17 protein-coding genes are annotated in these 17,912 nt (G+C 48.4%); 3 read left to right on the top strand and 14 right to left on the bottom strand.

Annotated features, from left to right (window positions below; all coding sequences use genetic code 11):
• Positions 1-35 precede the first annotated feature (35 nt).
• Positions 36-1,040: an aldo/keto reductase gene (locus J0K78_RS08350; protein ID WP_160912699.1), complete on the top strand. Its 1,005-nt coding sequence runs from the start codon at positions 36-38 to the stop codon at positions 1,038-1,040.
• Between the two features lie 179 nt (positions 1,041-1,219).
• A complete protein-coding gene (locus J0K78_RS08345) occupies positions 1,220-1,696 on the top strand; it encodes a DUF456 domain-containing protein (RefSeq protein WP_206946251.1) in 477 nt (158 codons plus the stop codon).
• Positions 1,697-1,770: 74 nt separating this feature from the next.
• On the opposite strand, the gene J0K78_RS08340 is transcribed toward J0K78_RS08345, so the two are convergent.
• The 7 genes from J0K78_RS08340 to J0K78_RS08310 form a co-directional block, all read right to left on the bottom strand.
• Entirely contained in the window at positions 1,771-2,556 is a 786-nt protein-coding gene (locus tag J0K78_RS08340) for a TerC family protein (protein ID WP_206946250.1), read from the bottom strand.
• Positions 2,557-2,583: 27 nt separating this feature from the next.
• Positions 2,584-2,964, bottom strand: a complete 381-nt coding sequence (locus tag J0K78_RS08335) for a sporulation protein (RefSeq protein WP_206946249.1) — start codon at positions 2,962-2,964, stop codon at positions 2,584-2,586.
• A gap of 914 nt (positions 2,965-3,878) precedes the next feature.
• Positions 3,879-4,343, bottom strand: a complete 465-nt coding sequence (locus tag J0K78_RS08330; protein WP_206946248.1) for a helical membrane plugin domain-containing protein — start codon at positions 4,341-4,343, stop codon at positions 3,879-3,881.
• Positions 4,343-7,279, bottom strand: coding sequence for a formate dehydrogenase subunit alpha (gene fdhF, locus J0K78_RS08325; RefSeq protein WP_206946247.1), 2,937 nt, complete (start codon positions 7,277-7,279; stop codon positions 4,343-4,345). Before fdhF ends, J0K78_RS08330 begins: the two co-directional genes overlap by 1 nt.
• Complete coding sequence (gene fdhD, locus J0K78_RS08320) at positions 7,272-8,075, bottom strand: formate dehydrogenase accessory sulfurtransferase FdhD (RefSeq protein WP_206946246.1); 804 nt, start codon at positions 8,073-8,075, stop codon at positions 7,272-7,274. The genes fdhF and fdhD overlap by 8 nt, the downstream gene beginning before the upstream one ends.
• A gap of 224 nt (positions 8,076-8,299) precedes the next feature.
• Positions 8,300-9,535 carry an MFS transporter gene (locus J0K78_RS08315; RefSeq protein WP_206946245.1) on the bottom strand — a complete coding sequence of 412 codons (1,236 nt, stop codon included), beginning with the start codon at positions 9,533-9,535 and terminating at the stop codon, positions 8,300-8,302.
• Positions 9,536-9,595: 60 nt separating this feature from the next.
• Positions 9,596-10,186, bottom strand: coding sequence for a DUF2087 domain-containing protein (locus J0K78_RS08310; RefSeq protein WP_206946244.1), 591 nt, complete (start codon positions 10,184-10,186; stop codon positions 9,596-9,598).
• 209 nt (positions 10,187-10,395) lie between these two features.
• On the opposite strand from J0K78_RS08310, the gene J0K78_RS08305 reads away from it, so the two are divergent.
• A complete protein-coding gene (locus J0K78_RS08305) occupies positions 10,396-10,656 on the top strand; it encodes a hypothetical protein (protein WP_206946243.1) in 261 nt (86 codons plus the stop codon).
• Positions 10,657-10,743: 87 nt separating this feature from the next.
• On the opposite strand, the gene J0K78_RS08300 is transcribed toward J0K78_RS08305, so the two are convergent.
• From J0K78_RS08300 to J0K78_RS08270, 7 genes are all read right to left on the bottom strand, one after another.
• Positions 10,744-11,448: a LutC/YkgG family protein gene (locus tag J0K78_RS08300; RefSeq protein WP_206946242.1), complete on the bottom strand. Its 705-nt coding sequence runs from the start codon at positions 11,446-11,448 to the stop codon at positions 10,744-10,746.
• Positions 11,445-12,872, bottom strand: coding sequence for a LutB/LldF family L-lactate oxidation iron-sulfur protein (locus J0K78_RS08295; RefSeq protein ID WP_206946241.1), 1,428 nt, complete (start codon positions 12,870-12,872; stop codon positions 11,445-11,447). Before J0K78_RS08295 ends, J0K78_RS08300 begins: the two co-directional genes overlap by 4 nt.
• Before the next feature lie 15 nt (positions 12,873-12,887).
• A complete protein-coding gene (locus J0K78_RS08290) occupies positions 12,888-13,604 on the bottom strand; it encodes a (Fe-S)-binding protein (RefSeq protein ID WP_206946240.1) in 717 nt (238 codons plus the stop codon).
• A 78-nt stretch (positions 13,605-13,682) separates the two neighbouring features.
• Positions 13,683-14,387, bottom strand: a complete 705-nt coding sequence (locus J0K78_RS08285) for a FadR/GntR family transcriptional regulator (protein ID WP_370551095.1) — start codon at positions 14,385-14,387, stop codon at positions 13,683-13,685.
• Positions 14,388-14,467: 80 nt separating this feature from the next.
• Positions 14,468-16,051, bottom strand: a complete 1,584-nt coding sequence (locus J0K78_RS08280; protein WP_206946238.1) for an L-lactate permease — start codon at positions 16,049-16,051, stop codon at positions 14,468-14,470.
• A gap of 184 nt (positions 16,052-16,235) precedes the next feature.
• Positions 16,236-16,868 (bottom strand): flavodoxin family protein, encoded by a 633-nt coding sequence (locus J0K78_RS08275; protein ID WP_305037803.1) that lies wholly within the window; start codon positions 16,866-16,868, stop codon positions 16,236-16,238.
• A gap of 87 nt (positions 16,869-16,955) precedes the next feature.
• Positions 16,956-17,816, bottom strand: coding sequence for a DUF1028 domain-containing protein (locus J0K78_RS08270; protein WP_206946237.1), 861 nt, complete (start codon positions 17,814-17,816; stop codon positions 16,956-16,958).
• Between the last annotated feature and the right edge of the window lie 96 nt (positions 17,817-17,912).

The raw sequence follows: 17,912 nt of genomic DNA, 5'->3' as shown, positions 1-17,912 counted from the left end.
ATGGAACGAGTGTGCTTGACTTTGGAGGTGTAATAATGGAAAAAATCAAAATTAGTGATACATCCATGGAAGCGAGCCGCATCGGCCTTGGCACATGGGCGATTGGCGGCTGGATGTGGGGAGGCACGGATGAAGAACAATCCGTAAAAACCATCCACTCCGCGCTTGATCAGGGCATCAACTTGATCGATACCGCACCTGCTTATGGGTTCGGACGCTCAGAAGAAATCATCGGAAAAGCTGTAGAACAATATGGACGGCGTGAAGACCTTCTGCTTGCTACGAAAGCGGGCATCGATTGGAACGAAGACTCCGTTTTCCGTAATGCCAGCAAAGAGCGCATCCATAAAGAAGTCGAAGATTCGTTGAAACGCTTAAAAACTGATTACATTGATATTTACCAGGTCCACTGGCCGGATCCGATGACACCGATTCACGAGACGGCTGAAGCTCTATCGTACCTGTACAAACAAGGAAAGATCCGCGCCATCGGTGTCAGCAACTTTTCACCAGAACAAATGGACACCTTCCGCGAAGCAGCGCCGCTGCACACGTTGCAGCCTCCGTACAACATGTTCGAACGGGACATCGAGTCGAAGACGCTGCCTTACGTTCAGGACCATAACATCACGACCATCTCTTACGGATCGTTATGCCGAGGCCTGTTGTCAGGAAAAATGTCCTCCAACCGTGAGTTTGAAGGCGACGACTTAAGAAACAATGATCCCAAATTCCAACAACCGCGATTCAAGCAGTACTTGAATGCCGTGAGCGAACTCGAACAGCTCGCCGAAAACCGTTTCGGCAAGAGCGTCCTGCAGCTCGCCATCCGCTGGGTGCTTGACCAGCCGGGATCCGGCATCGCTCTCATGGGAGGGCGCCGCCCGGATCAACTCAATCCGATTGAAGGTGTCGACAGCTTCACCATCGATGAAGAAACACGTCACGACATTGATGAGATTCTGCTGAAACACGTCAATGATCCAGTGGGACCGGAGTTTATGGCTCCCCCTGACCGTCAGGAATTAGGATTAAAATAACTGATGGACGGACCCTCTCATATGAGGGTCCTTTTTTACGTAGGAGGAAATTCGAACCCAGTTAAAGAACATGAAAAAGATTGAGCGATCCAGGCACTAGAAACCAATAAAAGTTTAGAAACTTTTATTCTCGTCAATCGTATAAAAGAAAGAATCAGAAACTCAGGAGGTACGCGTTTATGGATATACTTATTTGGGTGATCATCATCGCCTGTTTCATCGCAAGTTTTGCAAGCGTCATTTTTCCAATCATACCGGCGCCGCTCGTGCTGTGGATCGGATTCCTGGCTTATGCGTTCTTCATCAACGGCAGCGGACTATCGGTCTTCTTCTGGATCGGAGCCGTCGTCTTGACCATACTGCTCATCGTCTCTGACATCATCGCCAACAGCTACTTCGTGAAAAAGTACGGCGGAAGCAAATGGGGCGAGCGTTCTGCGGCAATCGGTGTCATCATCGGATCGTTCATTATCCCGCCGTTCGGCATCATCGTCATTCCTTTTGTGCTGGTCATCATTGTGGAACTTATCCAGAAACGATCATCGGAAGAGGCGTTCAAAGCAGCCATCGGCTCTCTTTTCGGTTTTCTCAGCGGGACAGTTGCTAAAATCATCATCCAGGCGATTCTCATCATCTGGTTTTTCTTTGACATTTAAACAGGATAGAAAAAATCTCAGAGTTTATGGCTCTGAGATTTTTTTGTAATTCGTTCATTTCCCTATCTACCTAATCAAAGACCTTCAGTAACAGCAGACTTCTTCTCAAGGTTCTTTTCTTTGGATAAAAACCATCCGCCGACAGCAATCAACAATAGAATCGACCAGAACGTGATTTTCCAAGGAGCGCTTTTTGCAAAACCTTCGGATAAGATCGCGATCTCCGGATGAGCCATCGTATAGACGGCAAGCTTAACTCCTACCCAGCCGACGATCAAGTAAGCGGCTGTTTCAAGACCAGGACGGCGATCCAGCAAGACGACAAAATATCTGGCAGCAAACCTCATGATGACTAGCCCGATGATACCTCCTGCGAGGATGACAGCAAAGTGGCCACCATCCAAACCGCCGACTTGCGGGAGACTGGTGAGTGGTAAGGTTACGGCTAGAGCAACCGCAGCTAGAATAGAATCGACAGCAAAAGCAATATCAGCAAGCTCCACTTTTATGACCGTAGCCCAGAAACCTGAGCCCTTTTCAACTGGCGATATCTTCGCGTTCACTTTTGGCTTCAGCACATGCTTTTTTAACAAATGGTAAGCAGCAATACCGATCAGGTAAATCGCGCCGATTGCCTGGACCTGCCAAATGTTGACGAGATAGGAAATGAGGAACAAAGAACCGAAGCGGAACAAAAAGGCCCCTGCCAAACCGTAAAACAAGGCTTTCTTTCTCTTCTCCTCAGGAAGGTGTTTAACCATCGTCGCGATAACAAGAGCATTATCCGCAGCAAGTATCCCTTCAAGACCGATCAAAATCAACAACACCCAGCTGTATTCCATAACTAAACCGAAGTCCATTTACTTTTCTCCCTATTTTTAAGTTTTTTAGTTTACGATGAGCTCATCATGATCAAAACTTTTAGCATTGTTCTCATAGACTAGGCGTGTCTGCAGTTTATAAGACCTTCCCTCAGATAATGGAGGAAGGCTTCGGGGTAATTCATAACGGAAAGGATATTCATCATATCCACCGGCTTCCATTGTCCGTGTCATGAGGACAGTGGTGACCGGTTGGACCAATATGGGCTTCTTCCCTCGCTCTATGACGACCAAATCGCATTCCAGACGCTTGATGTTCTGTTTTCTCCAACTCCCGGATAGTTGAAAGACTCCTGACAGGACATGAGGATCCTTTCCTTTAGGATCAAGAACAAGATCCACCTTCGGCTTACCGATTCTTAATCCATTCATCCATTTGGTTAACAATGAAAATCCCTCCTATGAATATAAAAAAACCTTTACCAACAGATGGTAAAGGTTTTTGAGAGTTTTCATACTATCCCTTTACCATCATGGCAAAGGTCTCGCGAACAACGTTACGTTGCCAGGTATGCCGGAGGCCGGATGGGCCACGTAATGACGACATAACTGTAAGCTACTCCCCTTTGGAGTTATATAAGCTCTTATGAGCACAGTTTTCACTCGCTGACTGTAACTAAATCATAATAAGTTTTCAGAAAAATGTCAATTCTTTTTCTGCTTTTTAGCAGCTTTTTATTATTGAAGTATATGGCAGGTTTCTTGAAGACTCAGTTTCGAGACTTTCCAGGGTTCGTTACCTGGATTGGGCGCCAGGGGTGGCTGGGAAGCTACTCGCTTTCCTGCGGGGATGACGGCAAGCCTCCTCGTGCTACGCACTGCGGGGTCTCGCCAGCCAATCCATTCCCGCGGGAGTCTCGCAGCTTCCCAACCACCCCTTTCAGTGTAAGGGAGAAACGAACCCATGTACCAAGTTGGAGGGTCTTTCACTATCCAACTGTTAGAGGTATAAACCGCTGTGGATTAAGCTTTTAAGTGTTATGGAGGTGTTCTATAACCCACTTCCCATAATTATATGAGCTGACCTTTTGGTAGTGGTTTCAAGAATCTTCCTTGGCAAGGGGGCGGAGGGGAATGGCGAGACTCCTGCGGGATAAAAGTGCTTGGTGAGACCCCGCAGGACGCAGTCCGAGGAGGCTCACCGCGCTCCCGCGGAAAGCGAGCTATTCCCCGCAGCCCCATCCACCCAACAAAAGTCTCGAAACTGAGTCTACAACTAAAGGGAGCTTTTCTGAAACAAAGAGAAGGGATAGGACACATAAAAGAGGATGAAGCCATAATGGCTTCATCCTCTATGATTGTTACCTTCCCATGCCCTTCAAGAAGTGAAGGAGCATCGTGATGCTGCGATTGATTTCCGGATCTTTAAGCGCTTTGGCAAGATCGAGGAAGGACGTCTTATCTGTCGTCCCTTCCCCTTCCATCGCTTCAAGACCGTGGTTGAGTCGTGAACTCAAGTCACGTATACCTGTCACATTAATCTCTCCCAAGAGGAAGACGAGTTCAGGCAGGTTGCGCAGCAAAGGTTCATATTGGTCCTTATCAATTTCTTTCACAACGTTCGCGAGTGCCTCATCCTTCGCTTTCACAAATGCGGTGACAGAGTCCAATGTTCCCCCGTTGTCGAGTGCCTTCAACAAATCGATCCCTTTTAAGATGGAATCCTTATTGTCAGCGACCGCTTCTTTCACTTCGCGGACATCCTGCTCCACCTGATCTTCCCGGGATACTTCATACCTTTTGATTTTTGTAATGGCTTTGGCCATCATCGTCCCCCCTTGCCTGGGAATATATAATCCTGACGCTTCCATTTTTCCTGTACTTTGACACCTTTTTGCGGAACCGGATTCCCTCGGCGATGGTTGTTGTGCGGAATCGGTGATTTACCTTTCTTTTTCAACACTTTCATCTTCACCGCGATTTCTTTGTACGCCGGCGTGTTCGTATCTTTATCGACACGATTATCGGTCAGGAAGTTGATCGCTGACTTTCCGTTGTCGTTGAGGGGAAGGAAAATCTCCTTGCCGCGTACACGGTCGGTAACGGTAACCACGCCGGTTGCTTCTCCTGATTCTGAGATCAGCTTCACTTCGGCGCCCTCTTCAATGCCGCGCTCTTTCGCAAGCTCTTTCGATACTTCGATAAAAGCGTTCGGCGTTTTACGGCGAATACCTTCCGACTTATACGTCATGTTCCCTTCGTGGAAGTGTTCGAGCAGACGACCGTTATTCACATGCAGGTCGTATTCTTCATTTGTATCGTACTTCATCTCATATGTCAGTGGATACAGCTTCGCTTTCTTATCTTCAAAAGGGAAGCCTTCCGTAAATAACAGCGGCTGATCGGATCCATCTTCTGCGACCGGCCATTGCAGGGAGTTATATCCTTCAAGGCGATCATAATGAACGCCTGCGAACAACGGCGCAAGCCCTGCCGCTTCGTGCATGATTTCAGAAGGGTGCTGGTAATTCCAGTCACGGCCGAGTTCTTTGGCGATCAGTTGAATGATCTGCCAGTCCGGCTTCGTTCCTTCAAGCGGCTCAAAGCTCTGATACAAACGCTGAATGCGGCGTTCGGTGTTTGTGAACGTTCCTTCTTTTTCAAGGCTTGGCGATGCCGGCAGCACAACATCTGCGTATTCAGCCGTCTTCGTTAGGAAAAGGTCCTGAACGATGAACAGGTCTAATTTTTCAAATGCGTCTGTGACATAGTTGATGTTGGCATCGACGATTCCTGTGTCCTCACCCATGACGTACATCATGGAAAGCTCACCATTATGAATCGCTTCGATCATTTCGTGGTTATCCATGCCAGGTTCTTTCGGTATCGTGGCATCCCACGCTTTTTCATAACGGGCACGCACCTCATCGTCAGCTGTCTTTTCATAACCAGGGAAGAAGTTCGGCATGCTTCCGAAGTCACTGCATCCCTGCACGTTGTTGTGGCCGCGGAGTGGATAAGCACCTGTACCCGGCTTGCCGTAGTTCCCTGTGATAAGAAGCAGGTTACTGATGGCTGTACTCGTATCACTTCCGAGCATATGCTGTGTGACACCCATCGCCCAACAGACGGCTACGGATTCCGAATGGGCGATTTCCTTCGCGACATCCTTCAGTTCCTGCTCAGGGATCCCGGTCAGGTTCGAAGCATAGTCCATCGTGAACGGCTCCAGACTTTCGCGGTATTCATCAAAATCATTGACCCATTCTTCAAGGAAGTTCTTATCTTCCCAGCCTTGATCAAGAATGTACTTCGCAACAGCGGATAGCCAGACGAGGTCTGTGCCTGTCTTGGGCTGATAAAAGCGGTCGGCGCGCTTCGCCATTTCATGTTTTCTCAAATCAAAGACGAAGAGCTTCTGCCCGAACAGCTTTTGAGAACGCTTGATCCGGGATGCGAGTACAGGGTGGGATTCCGCCGTATTCGACCCGATCGTCAACACCAGTTTACTTGCTGCGATATCATCGATGGATCCGGAGTCGCCTCCATATCCTACGGTCCGGAACAAACCTTTTGTGGCCGGGGCCTGGCAGTAACGGGAGCAGTTGTCCACATTGTTCGTACCAATGACCTGACGGGCCAATTTCTGCATCACGTAAGATTCTTCGTTGGTCGCTTTCGAAGAAGAAATGAAAGCCAGGTGGTCGGCCCCTTTCTCTTCCTTGATTTCCGTCATACGATCCGCAACGTGAGCGATGGCTTCATCCCATTCCACTTCTTCAAAATGGTCCCCGCGACGGATGAGCGGCTTCTGCAGACGCTCTTCACTATTGACATAATCCCAGCCGAACTTTCCTTTTACGCATGTAGATATGCCGTTCGCGGGAGATTCGGCACTCGGTTCGACTTTGAGGATTTCCCGTCCTTTTGTCCATACATCGAAGGAACAGCCGACACCACAGTAGGTGCAGACCGTTTTTTCCTTTTGGATGACTTCTTCGCGCATCGCTGCTTCCGTATCCGATACAGCGAAAAGCGGACCATAACCTGTTTCCACTTTCTTCGTTAGATTGATCATCGACTTCAAAAGGCCGGGCTCGGTGTCGGTCAAAAATCCGGCATCGCCTTCCATCCCTTTTTCCATCATCGCGTTACAAGGGCAAACCGTGGAACACTGCCCGCAGTTGACACAGGACGATTCATCAATCGGCACATCATTGTCCCAGATGACACGTGGTTCCATGCGGTCCCAGTCAATTGTCAGCGTCTCGTTTACCTGGACATCCTGACAGACCTCCACACATCGCCCGCAAAGGATACATTGATCGGGGTCATAGCGGTAAAATGAGCCGGAATCATCCTTATCATAACTGGTCGGCTGGAACGGACGCGACTGATGCTCCAGTCCGAACTCCGCCATTGTATTGTGAATCTCACAAGAGCCGTTGTTGTAATCACAAACGGTGCAGTACAACTCGTGTTTTTCAAGAATACGGTCCAACGACTCCTTTTGTGCCTTATGTACATGAGGTAGTTTCGTTTGGACCTTCATACCCGCGGTCACACTCGTGCCACACGCCCGCGTCAATTCACCATCCACTTGGACGATACACGTATCACACGTCTGGATCGGTCCAAGCGACTCGTTGTAGCAGATTTGCGGCACCTGTTCTTCCGCCTGATTCATCAGTTGCAGCAGGTTCTGACCCGGTTCCGCCAGAAATTCTTTTCCATTGATCGTCACTACTGTGTGTTCATTCAAACGTTACTCCTCCTCCATGGGCTGCAGCAATACGCCTCGGATGAGTGTACACATTCATCCGCTCCCCCCGTAAAAATCCGACAGCCGTTATGTTCAAATCGTCCGCAAGCTGAAGGGCTAAATCTGTCGGTGCCGATTTGGACAGCAGGACACCGAACCCCATTTTCGATATTTTCAAAAGGACTTCGGAAGAAATCCTGCCTGTAAATAAAATGATCTTCCCTTTTCTGCTTACCTTTTCTTTTAATAAAAACCCATACAATTTGTCCAGCGCGTTATGACGGCCGATATCCGCATACGCTTTCACAATCCCATCTGCCGTAGCGATGGCTGCCTGGTGCACCCCGCCCGTCCGCTGGAATAGACCCGCCTGGGACTGGAACTCTTCCATCAACCGAAAGCACACATCCGGATCAAAGGTACTCTCATCCATAGCCGTCCGGGCCGTCGCCGCATCGCTTTGAAAATAAAACGCACGGCTCTTCCCACAGCAGGACCCGAGCCACCTTTTCTGCCCGCCTTGCACCTGAGGAAGGCTACTCACCGTTTCCACATAAGCGAACCCGCGGTCTTCATCAATGGTCATCTTCTCGATCTCCTTCACACTCCGAATCAAACCCTCGGATGCAAGGAATCCGATGACCATTTCCTCTTTGTCCGTCGGAGTGCAGACCATCGTTGCGAATTCTTCCCCGTTGACGGTCACCGTGAGCGGATACTCGATAGCGACTTCATCTTCTTCTGAGGTCCATTCTCTCTCTCGGAATCTATGAATCTGCCACGACCTCGTCCCCAATTTTTTACCCCCTTACCAATCGTTCCCTAACTTATTCCCGTTCTTTCGACAAAACAAACACCTGCCCTTATGAAAGTTGGACAGGTGTCTCGTTGAGGATGTTCTCTATTTATATTCTTCTCTTTTTCTATCCGTTTCCCTTTATTTTCAGGCGTTAACTTTTAGCATTAACTGAAACAAACCTTTCAATCATTAGATCAATAGCATAGACGTCAGTGTGTCTTCTAAAAACCCTCTTTCACATCTTTCTGTTGTGGGTGACGTCCAGTTTCCAGACTACCCTTGTCCAATGAGGATTCTGCCTCTACCTTTTTCTTAAATAGGAAATAGAACCCTAGCAGCAAGACACCTCCAGCGATCCCAATCCCCCCTCCCCACAAACCAAGGGTCCGGGCACTATAAACATCCAGAAACCAACCAGAGGACAACATCATGAGTCCGAGCTGGACGTTGGTCCATGATTCCATCCAGCCGAAAACCCGCCCCTGTTCTTCAGCTTTCGTATGTTTCATAAGAAAAGCATCAAGCAAAGTCCCCATTATGCCACCGGTCAAGGCGATCGTTACAAAAGTGAACCACAGTCCCGGAAAAATGGTCATGCGGCTTGCGAGCAGATGGAGCCCTCCTTCGAGGATGAGGAGAGCGAGGCATAAGGGCATTCCATAGCTTTTGATTTTGCTGGAAAAAAAGAAACTGGCCACCAACCCTGTGCCGAGAGCCCCATATAAGAAACCGACGCCAAGTTCGCCAAGTGGAAATGTTTCAGCACCATAAACACTAATCAAGACATTAAACGCCCCATCCATCGTGGCACCAACCAACTGGATGGCAAGAATAAACATCATCCACCCTTTCCATTCGATGCGTCTTCTCCTGTGTTCTTTTTCAAGAGGGCTATTATATGTGTCCCCCTTCAAAGCAAGAAGCAGTACAGCCGCTGTGATAAAGGAAAGACCGTTCAGCCAGAAGGCAAAGGAAGTGCCGAAGACATAAGCCACTACGCCACCCGTAATGGATCCTGCGATCAAAACCACTCCTTGCAGCAGCTGCTCCCATCCATTCACCTTCACCAAATTCTCTTTCTCAACAATTGAAGCAATAAAACTTTTACGGACAGGTTGATAAACAGCTTCTCCGCAAGCAAGGATGAACATCGCAGTAAATACGATCCACACCATTTCCTTCGTATCGACAAGCAAAAAACTGAGAGCAAACGGAAGCCTGAACACGTCGGTCAGCACGAGTAGCCACTTTTTGTTCAAACAATCAGCAAGCCTTCCTCCCAGCGGAGATAGCAGTAAGTATGGAATGACTCTTAATCCAAGGGCCGCTCCTACCGCCACTCCCGAACCGGTCAGTTGTAAAAGGAGCGTCAGGACAGCCACTTGGCTGAACCGGTCACCGATTCCATTGACAATCCCTGAATAAAACAAATAGCGGTATGAATGATGGCGGATCATATCATCCACAACCAGTTAGATATACATCTAATTAGGTGGTCAAAAAAAGAAGCCATGTCGTCACCTTTGGACGACGACCGGCCACATTTCTACGGGGTTCAGCTCATACTGATTGTTTTCCCTGTACATGAACTGCTGCATGATCCATTCCCGTCTGACAGTCGCAAAATCATCGAAGAATGTCTTGATATATTCATTGACCTCTTTCTCGTCATACGTTTTTCCATGGTCAAACCATTGGACAAAGTAAGAAAGAATAACGTTTTTCTTCTTCAGCTGGCTCGGCATCTGTTTCAATGTCCCTTCGACTGTGACGAAATTTTTTATGATTTTCGCCTGATCTTTGGCATCGACTTTCAATTCTTCGGCTACCACTCGTTCATCATCTCCAATCCTTAAGATCGCGGTCGTCATGAATTCCAAATTCTGTTCATTCAAATAAAAATAAATCGTATTTTTATCCCTTCTCGAGTAAACCGCCCCTGTATCTTTCAACTTCTTCAAATGGTGGGTAATCGTCGGGGGACGCAGGCCTAACTTTCCGGCAATCGCCTGCCCGTGCAGCGGACCCTTCCGGAGAAGCGCGATGATCCGCAGTCTCGTCGGATCTCCCACCGCTTTATGAAACGCGACCATTTTCTCTAATTGCATCTTTCCACCCCACTAATTAAATATATATCTAATTAAACAATAATCTAATTAGATGAAACTGTCAATCATGATTTCTGATCCCAGCGCCATGGGATGAGAGATTCCTCTCTTAATGATTTGTATAATTTTTCTAGTTCTGAAATAATGGAGCCAAGCTTGATTTTTCATAAATAAAGATATCGTTCATCTGTGCAGGAGAGGGGAATATTATGAAAAAGCTGTTTTTCCTGTTTCTATTATTCGTGAACGTCTTTTATATCGCGCATGCCCTTTTTGATTTTGGACTGAAGATGTCCCTGGCATGGAACGTTCTTTTCGGTTTTTTATTCATCACGAGCCTTCTCTATTCCAGCATCCATCTCTTACGCTCCCAAAAGTACGCTCTATTAAGCGTGACCGTCTTATCCCTCAGTTTAGCCTCACTTGGCTGGTTTACGTTCATCAACTATATATCTCTGATCATGGGGTAATGGAGCGAAGCTGAAGACCGTTCTTTTTTCATTGAGCAGACACTAAAAAAAGCACCCGTACCGGGTGCTTTTTCATTAGGGGCATCCTTATAAATCATCAACCAGAATATAAGTCGCTTTCACAGGGCCGTGCACCCCGACAATCAAGTTCATTTCAATATCCGCACTGTTGCTCGGTCCAGTAATGAAACTGACACACGACGAGACGGGATTCCCTTTCTGTTCCTGTTCATGAATCACTCTCGCTGCCTGCGTCATTCTCGGTACGAGTGTACTTTTCGGAATGATCGCGATGAACGTTTCAGGGAGCAGACTGATCGATCTGCCATTATACGAATCATTAAAAAGAGTCACCGTTCCGGATTCGGCAAGGGTGATATCACTAAAGACAATGCCGATGCCTGCCTGTTCGGCGAAAGCAACGTCACCTTCCTTGTCATTCCAGATACGAAGGTCGAAGCCTTCTTCCGTAAGCTCTTCATAAATCTCCCGCACGCCGAATTCATCCAACCTCGGACCTCCTGCGCTGATGACTTTTTTCGAACCCTCAAACGAAGCGAGCACCTTCTTTAAGGAGTCAGCAAGACCTGATTGTGCTGTCAGGTCGAAGGAAGTATGAATGACGCGGCATTGGGCTTCCAGCTTTTCGATCAGTTCGTCCTGGGTGGCTCCCTGGAAAACACGGTCCTGCGGTTTGACAGAATACACAGGAGGTTTCACTTCTGTCCGCCGCTTTCTTCCAAGATTCTCGGCGACACGATCCAGAAACGATGTCCGGTTATGAACCGTCATGCTTCCCCCCTCCTTTTTTCTCGTTGTTTATACCATTCGCGGAAGTTCTTCTTCGCGGGTGCAGGAAAATCCCTGCTCTGTGTCCATCCTTTCAGCGGTCCAGGTCCATTTTCAATCTGTTCGTCTTTCGTCCATGGCTTCATGGCTGTCCTCGCCATTTTCGTACTTAATTTATAGGCAGCAGGCGTGGAGGCCCATTTGGCGAATCCTTTCATCATCCAATCCTCTGACTTCGCTCCCATCTGTTCCCGCTCGACGATGATTTCACGGTGGCGGATCAAATGTTCATGGAGTGGAATTTTAACAGGACACGCCTCTGTACAGGCGGCACACAACGTGGACGCATAAGGCAGGTCTTTATGGTCTTCGTACCCGTCAAGTAGCGGCGTCAGGACCGCACCGATCGGACCTGGATAAATCGACCCGTAAGAGTGGCCGCCCACATGCCGGTACACCGGACAGGCGTTGATACAGGCTGCACAGCGGATACAATGCAGCGCCGACTGGAATTCCGTCCCTAAAATTTTCGAACGGCCATTATCTACGATGACCAAATGGAAATCCTCCGGCCCGTCCATTTCGTCTTCTAAACGCGTACCCGTGAGTGCTGTAATGTAGCTCGTCAGTTTTTGACCGACGGCTGCTCTCGTAAGTAAGCTGACGACGACTTCAAGCTCTTCCCAAGTAGGAACGACGCGTTCCATGCCCATAACGGCAATGTGGGTATCAGGAAGAGATGTTACCATACGGGCATTTCCTTCATTCGTGACAAGCGTGACCGAGCCGGATTCCGCAACAGCAAAATTACAGCCCGTCACACCTAAATCCGCTTCCAGAAAATCTTTTCGGAGCTGTTCGCGTGCAAAAGCAGCCAATTCCTCGGGCTGATCGGTTTTCGTGTACCCTTTCTTATTGGCAAACGTTTCGCGGATCTGCTCTTTATTTTTGTGAAGAGCAGGCGTGACGATGTGGGATGGCGGATCTTCATCGAGCTGCAGGATCCACTCCCCCAAGTCTGATTCCACCACTTCACAGCCGCTTTGTTCCAGCGCTTCGTTCAAACCGATTTCTTCTGTGACCATCGACTTTGATTTCACCACTTTGCGTGCCTGCTTTTTCTTTGCGACTTCCTGGACATACGCGTTCGCTTCCTCAGCGGTTTCAGCAAAAAACACCGTTCCGCCCCGTTTTTCCACCTGCTCACTGAGCTGCTGCAGGTAGTAGTCCAGGTTTTCCATCGTATGGTGACGGATTTCTTCGCCAAGCGTCCGCCAGTCTTCCCAATCGCCGAGTTCTTCCGCCGCTTTCAGGCGTCCGGTTCGGAAGCGCCCCTGCGCCGAAGATACGGCCTGCCTCATGAAGCTGTTCTCAATCCCGGCCTGAATCCGTTCGGCGTACGGCTTGTCCCCAATTCTTATTCCCATGTGACCTCTCCTTTCTTATTGGCTGTTCAACACTTGGGCAATGTGCAGCACTTTCACATCCTGTTTGTTGCGTCGCATGCAGCCCCCCATGTTCATCAGGCAGCCCATATCTCCACCAATGAGATATTCCGCTCCGGTCTCCTCGATATGCTGGGCTTTTTCTTCCACCATCTGCCCTGACACGGCCGCATTTTTAACCGCGAACGTTCCCCCGAACCCACAGCAGTCTTCCTTCATAGGCAGTTCGATCAAGTTCAAACCTTCCACGTTTTCCAGTAAAATTCTTGGCGCATCACTCACTCCTAAGAGACGAGTCATATGACAGGACGGGTGGTACGTCGCTGTCCCCTGGAACGTCGACTTCACATCCTCCACTTGCAGCACTTCCACTAAAAACTGCGTCAGTTCATACGTTTTTTCCGCGACAGCCTGAGCACGTTCGCTCCACTCAGGATCATCTTTCAATGCATGAGGATACTCCTTGATCATCTGCACGCAGGAACCAGATGGACCGACCACGCATTCGGATGCTTCAAAGGCTGTGATCATCTGCTTCATCGCTTGCATCGACTCCTGTTTATACCCACTGTTGAATGCCGGTTGCCCGCAGCACGTCTGATTCTCTGGAAAATCCACCTCACAGCCGAAACGTTCAAGAAGTTGGACCGTGTCTTTCCCGACGTCCGGGGTGAACGTGTCGCACAGACAGGTAATAAATAATGATACTTTCAAGGTTATGTCCTCCCTATTGGTCATAAGGTCATCAGATGACCTAATTTTTGAGAAAGGATACTGACAACAGAATCCTTTTTATGATAAATATTCAGCTAAATGTTCTTCCACACTTTGCAAGTGACGGACCATCGCTTCTTGAGCCAAGGCTTCATCCTGAGCTTTGACAGCCTCCAGAATTTGTTTATGCTGCTTCAGCAGACGATTCGTTCCTTCAGGCGTATGCAGAAGTTTGCGGGTTTCCCTCATGGCCTGCATCATAATTTCTGACACGCTGTTCATCAGATTGATCAAAATCTGATTTTGCGTGGCAAGTACCAGAGCGATATGAAATTCGAGATCCGCCTGTTCACCAAGCTCCCCGTTCCCTTTCGCTTTTTCCATATCCGCCAAGGCCTTCTCCATCGCGCGGAGATCCTCTTCACGTCTCGTCCGTGCAGCTGTTCCAGCGGCACCGACCTCCAAAATGTGTCTCACTTCCATCAAATCTTTCATGTCGTCTTTTTTCATCAAAAAGGCGACGGAAACAGGTAATGAAAAACGGGAAGGATCGAAAGCTTTCACATACGTTCCTTCTCCCTGCCTCATTTCAAGAATACCCATAGCTCTCAGTGCGCTTAACGCCTCACGGATCGCCGATCTTCCAACACTGAAACTGCCTGCAAGACTCTCGACACTGTCCAGCTTGTCTCCTGGCTTCAATTCCCCTTTTTTCAATGACTCCAAAAGCGAATCGGCGACTTGTTCGTATATTTTTTTTGTACGGATCGGTTTATAATTCACGCTGTTTTCCTCCAAAGTTTCGCTCTTCTCTTCCATCTATTCTAATCCAAAACCATAGCCTTTAAAAGAGAAAGCGATTTTTAAGTAAAGAAGAGATAAACAACAGCAGCGGTCCCGACAAGCAGCCCATACAACAAAGCGGGGCCAATCGTTTTTCTTATGATATCCCCCTCTTTTCCAGCAAGTCCTACGACCGCACCCGCAGCTACGACGTTATGCACACAAATCATATTGCCTGCCGCTGACCCAAGGACCTGCAAAGACAACACCGTATCTTTAGCGAGGGCTGTTTCCTGTGCAATGCTGTACTGAACAGGTGAAAAGGTCAGGGTGGAAACCGTGGCGCTTCCGGTAATGAACGCTCCGAGCTGCCCAAGGAAAGGCGCAACCATGACCCACATAGAACCAAACCCCGCAGCAAGAGTCTGAGCGATGTATTGAGGCATGCTCACCAGTTCCTGCGCGTTCATTCCTGAATTCGTAAACACCTGGACAAGCGCAAGTGTCGCGACTAAAGCTAAAGCCGCATCCTTCATGGAGAGCACAGATTCTTTCGCCGCTTTCGTAAACCGGTCAAAAGACTTTCTCTGCACAACGACAGCCATGATGGCAGCAAAGACTAAAACAGATCCTGGAGAATAGAGCACCTGCCAGGAAGACGTAATGCCTTCCACACCTAAAATATCCGCCCAGGAAAGATCAACCCAGGTCAATGTGAAATCTTTGACCGCTGGAACGATCCTAGTGACAAGGAGGAGCAGGACAATGATCACATAAGGAGCCCAGGCTGCCCATAAACTCATGGAAACAGGTTTATCGGCTCCTTTTTCCTCTTGAAGCGCTTCCTGCCAAGGTTCTTCAGGAAGTAGAAAACCTTTCTTCGCCGTCAGCGTAGCCACAAGCAGGCCGGTCAAAGAAGCTAAGATCGCCACGAACTCGTGACCGAACAGATTGGCATAAAGATAAGCGGACAAGGTATAGGTAAAACCAATCAAGAGTGTCCAGGGAATCATCACCTTTATATCTGAGAGCTTCCGCTGCTTCCCAAAGAAGACGGTAAGAATGATCACAAGAATCAGTGGAATGAAACTTCCTGCAAACAGATCAAAAAAAGCGACCTGCACCCCGATTTCTTTGTAAAAAGAGAGATCAGCACCTGGAATATTACTCAATCCGACCTGAATCGGTGTGCCCACTGCTCCATAAGAGACGGCTGAACTATCCGCTATCAACGCAATGGATGCAGCAGCGAGCGGTGAAAATCCTAAAGCCACCATCAACGGCCCAGTCACTGCCGCCGGTGTCCCGAACCCTGCAGCCCCTTCAATCAAGGCACCAAACAGGAAGGCCACAATGACGATCTGCACCCTCATGTCCTTGGAGATACTCCGGAACCCTTGGTTGATGCGGTCCACCGCGCCGGTGTTTCTTAACGTGTTTAACAGCACAATCGCTCCGAATAAAATAAACAGAATCGTTAATGTTTTATGCGCCCCCTCCATTATAGAAGCGGCAATCACCCTTTCCCCTACACCCCAGACGAAGTAAGCAAAACCAATGACAATCAATGCGCTGTACAACATGCCTTTCTTCGCCGGCATCCGTAAAAGGACCAGAAAAATAAAAGGAGCAAGTATAGCACTTAAAGCCACAAGCAAAATCATAAGAATCCTCCTCCAACACACAATTTGTCAACGCTTTCATAACATGTATAAAAGTAAGGTCATCAGATGACCTGCTTTAATTACATTTTATACCTGGAAGGTCGTTTTTGCAATCGCTTTTATAAATTTCATAAAAAAAGACCAGGCCTTTTTAAGGCCTGGTCTTTCGGCTTCAGAGGAAATTTCACTCCATCCGGTTTCCTTCAGCAGGAATCGGATGTTCTCTTAACATGCGTGCAAAATGGAGCGTGTTATAAGCGAGCATTTTCACGTGTTTTTTAGTAAATTCATTATTTTGACCATCGCCCTCTAAATAGGAGGGACCTGGTCCCGCTTCGCCCACCCAGTACGCATCGACGTTCGGCGGAACGGTAAACCCGATGTGTGACATTCCATACAGCACAGAGGATGCGGCATGTTTGGCACCATCTTCGTTTCCTGTAATGATGACACCACCGACTTTATTGTAAAAGACCGACTGTCCTTTTTCGTTCGTTTCCCCACTGCTGCCGTATAAGCGCTCCATCGTTACCGTAGCCAGGCTGCTTTTCTCTCCAAGCCACAGAGGCGTTCCGAACAGGACGATGTCGGCTTCTTTCACTTTTTCAAAGATCTGCGGCCACATGTCCCCGCCTCCAAGATCTCCACTGATGCCATAAGGAATATGATAATCCGCCAGACGGACGATTTCTGTTTCGACCCCTTCTTTTTTAAGGATATCCAGAACTTCACGGCTCAGGCCTTCTGTATGGGAAGGTTCCTCTGCCTTCGTCTTTTTCAAGGATGCATTCAGAACGATCGCTTTCAACTGTGTCATATCATCAACCTCCTATCCTGCCTCTTTCCCCTTCAGAAAATCTTTCAATCAAAAAGCCGCACATCTGGGATGTACGGCTTATCTCCATTATTGATTTTTCATGTAATCCAGAACTTTCAAGTCGATTTTCCCGCGCTTTTGCTCACGGCTCTCAAAGTTCTCCGTGTGCAAGTAGGTCGTCAGCGCTTCGTAAAAACCATCAGGAGGCACATTCTCTTTGGGTAGGTAATCGAGACGCTGCAAATGATGTTCGACCTCTTTCTTCACGTCCCCTTCCACTTCCACCACTTCCTCCGGCTTCGATGCTCCGAAATAGAGCTGGTGAAGCTGATAAATGCGGTCCAGTTCTTCAATTGGTTCCGGGTGGTCATCCACACGGAGATCGACGGCAACGTCACTGAGTTCTCCATAACCTGCTTTATCTTTGACGACGAGGATAGCTGCCGATTGCTTGCCACGGCTGTCTCCCCCTGCACGCTGAGCGGCTTTGATCGCAATCATCAAACGATCCGCAAGAGACCCTTCCGCCTGTTCAAAAGCTTCCCCCATATCTGTCACCGTTTCTTCATTCATAAGGATGTTCCCTTGAGCAGCATAGTGTCTGCCGACTTTACCACCCGCCCACTCGTAGCACTCTTTTCCTGTAAATGTAGCCCCGTTGCCTTTCGCATCTACCACTCCAACTTGGCGGTCTTCCTTTTGAGGATCGTCGGAAGTAAGGCGCTCGATCACTTCTTCAGCTGAGAGCCCTTGTTCAAGCAGCTCCAGCCCGTCCGGTCCATACTGCGGGTTACCAAAGGCCTGGGTTGCAATCGCCCCTACACCGGCTTTCGCCCAAGGGACAATCGACCCGACGCCTAAAAACTTCGACTGAACAGCCACTCCCCACTCTCCCGTTTCAGGATCGTGTGCACAAATAGAAAACGTAGCAATGATTTTTGATTTCATTTTTTCCCCTCCAATCTTGTATGTAATTCGAGATGGTTGGACAAAATCCTGCAATATTTCGGTCTGCGGTTGAGCGATGAGAAGCTTAATTGATAT

The organism is Halobacillus sp. GSS1 (genome assembly GCF_017307035.1).
GTDB classification, from domain to species: Bacteria; Bacillota; Bacilli; order Bacillales; family Halobacillaceae; genus Halobacillus; species Halobacillus litoralis.
This window is presented reverse-complemented; position numbering and strand designations above follow the sequence as displayed.

What these genes read in the sequence shown, in the direction of transcription:
- J0K78_RS08295 (WP_206946241.1), bottom strand. Translation starts at nt 12,872, where the DNA reads ATGGGAATAAGAATTGGGGACAAGCCGTACGCCGAACGGATTCAGGCC.
- J0K78_RS08345 (WP_206946251.1), top strand. Translation starts at nt 1,220, where the DNA reads ATGGATATACTTATTTGGGTGATCATCATCGCCTGTTTCATCGCAAGT.
- J0K78_RS08270 (WP_206946237.1), bottom strand. Translation starts at nt 17,816, where the DNA reads ATGAAATCAAAAATCATTGCTACGTTTTCTATTTGTGCACACGATCCT.
- J0K78_RS08305 (WP_206946243.1), top strand. Translation starts at nt 10,396, where the DNA reads ATGAAAAAGCTGTTTTTCCTGTTTCTATTATTCGTGAACGTCTTTTAT.
- J0K78_RS08330 (WP_206946248.1), bottom strand. Translation starts at nt 4,343, where the DNA reads ATGGCCAAAGCCATTACAAAAATCAAAAGGTATGAAGTATCCCGGGAA.
- J0K78_RS08340 (WP_206946250.1), bottom strand. Translation starts at nt 2,556, where the DNA reads ATGGACTTCGGTTTAGTTATGGAATACAGCTGGGTGTTGTTGATTTTG.
- J0K78_RS08315 (WP_206946245.1), bottom strand. Translation starts at nt 9,535, where the DNA reads ATGATCCGCCATCATTCATACCGCTATTTGTTTTATTCAGGGATTGTC.
- J0K78_RS08275 (WP_305037803.1), bottom strand. Translation starts at nt 16,868, where the DNA reads ATGACACAGTTGAAAGCGATCGTTCTGAATGCATCCTTGAAAAAGACG.
- J0K78_RS08300 (WP_206946242.1), bottom strand. Translation starts at nt 11,448, where the DNA reads ATGACGGTTCATAACCGGACATCGTTTCTGGATCGTGTCGCCGAGAAT.
- J0K78_RS08280 (WP_206946238.1), bottom strand. Translation starts at nt 16,051, where the DNA reads ATGATTTTGCTTGTGGCTTTAAGTGCTATACTTGCTCCTTTTATTTTT.
- J0K78_RS08310 (WP_206946244.1), bottom strand. Translation starts at nt 10,186, where the DNA reads ATGCAATTAGAGAAAATGGTCGCGTTTCATAAAGCGGTGGGAGATCCG.
- J0K78_RS08350 (WP_160912699.1), top strand. Translation starts at nt 36, where the DNA reads ATGGAAAAAATCAAAATTAGTGATACATCCATGGAAGCGAGCCGCATC.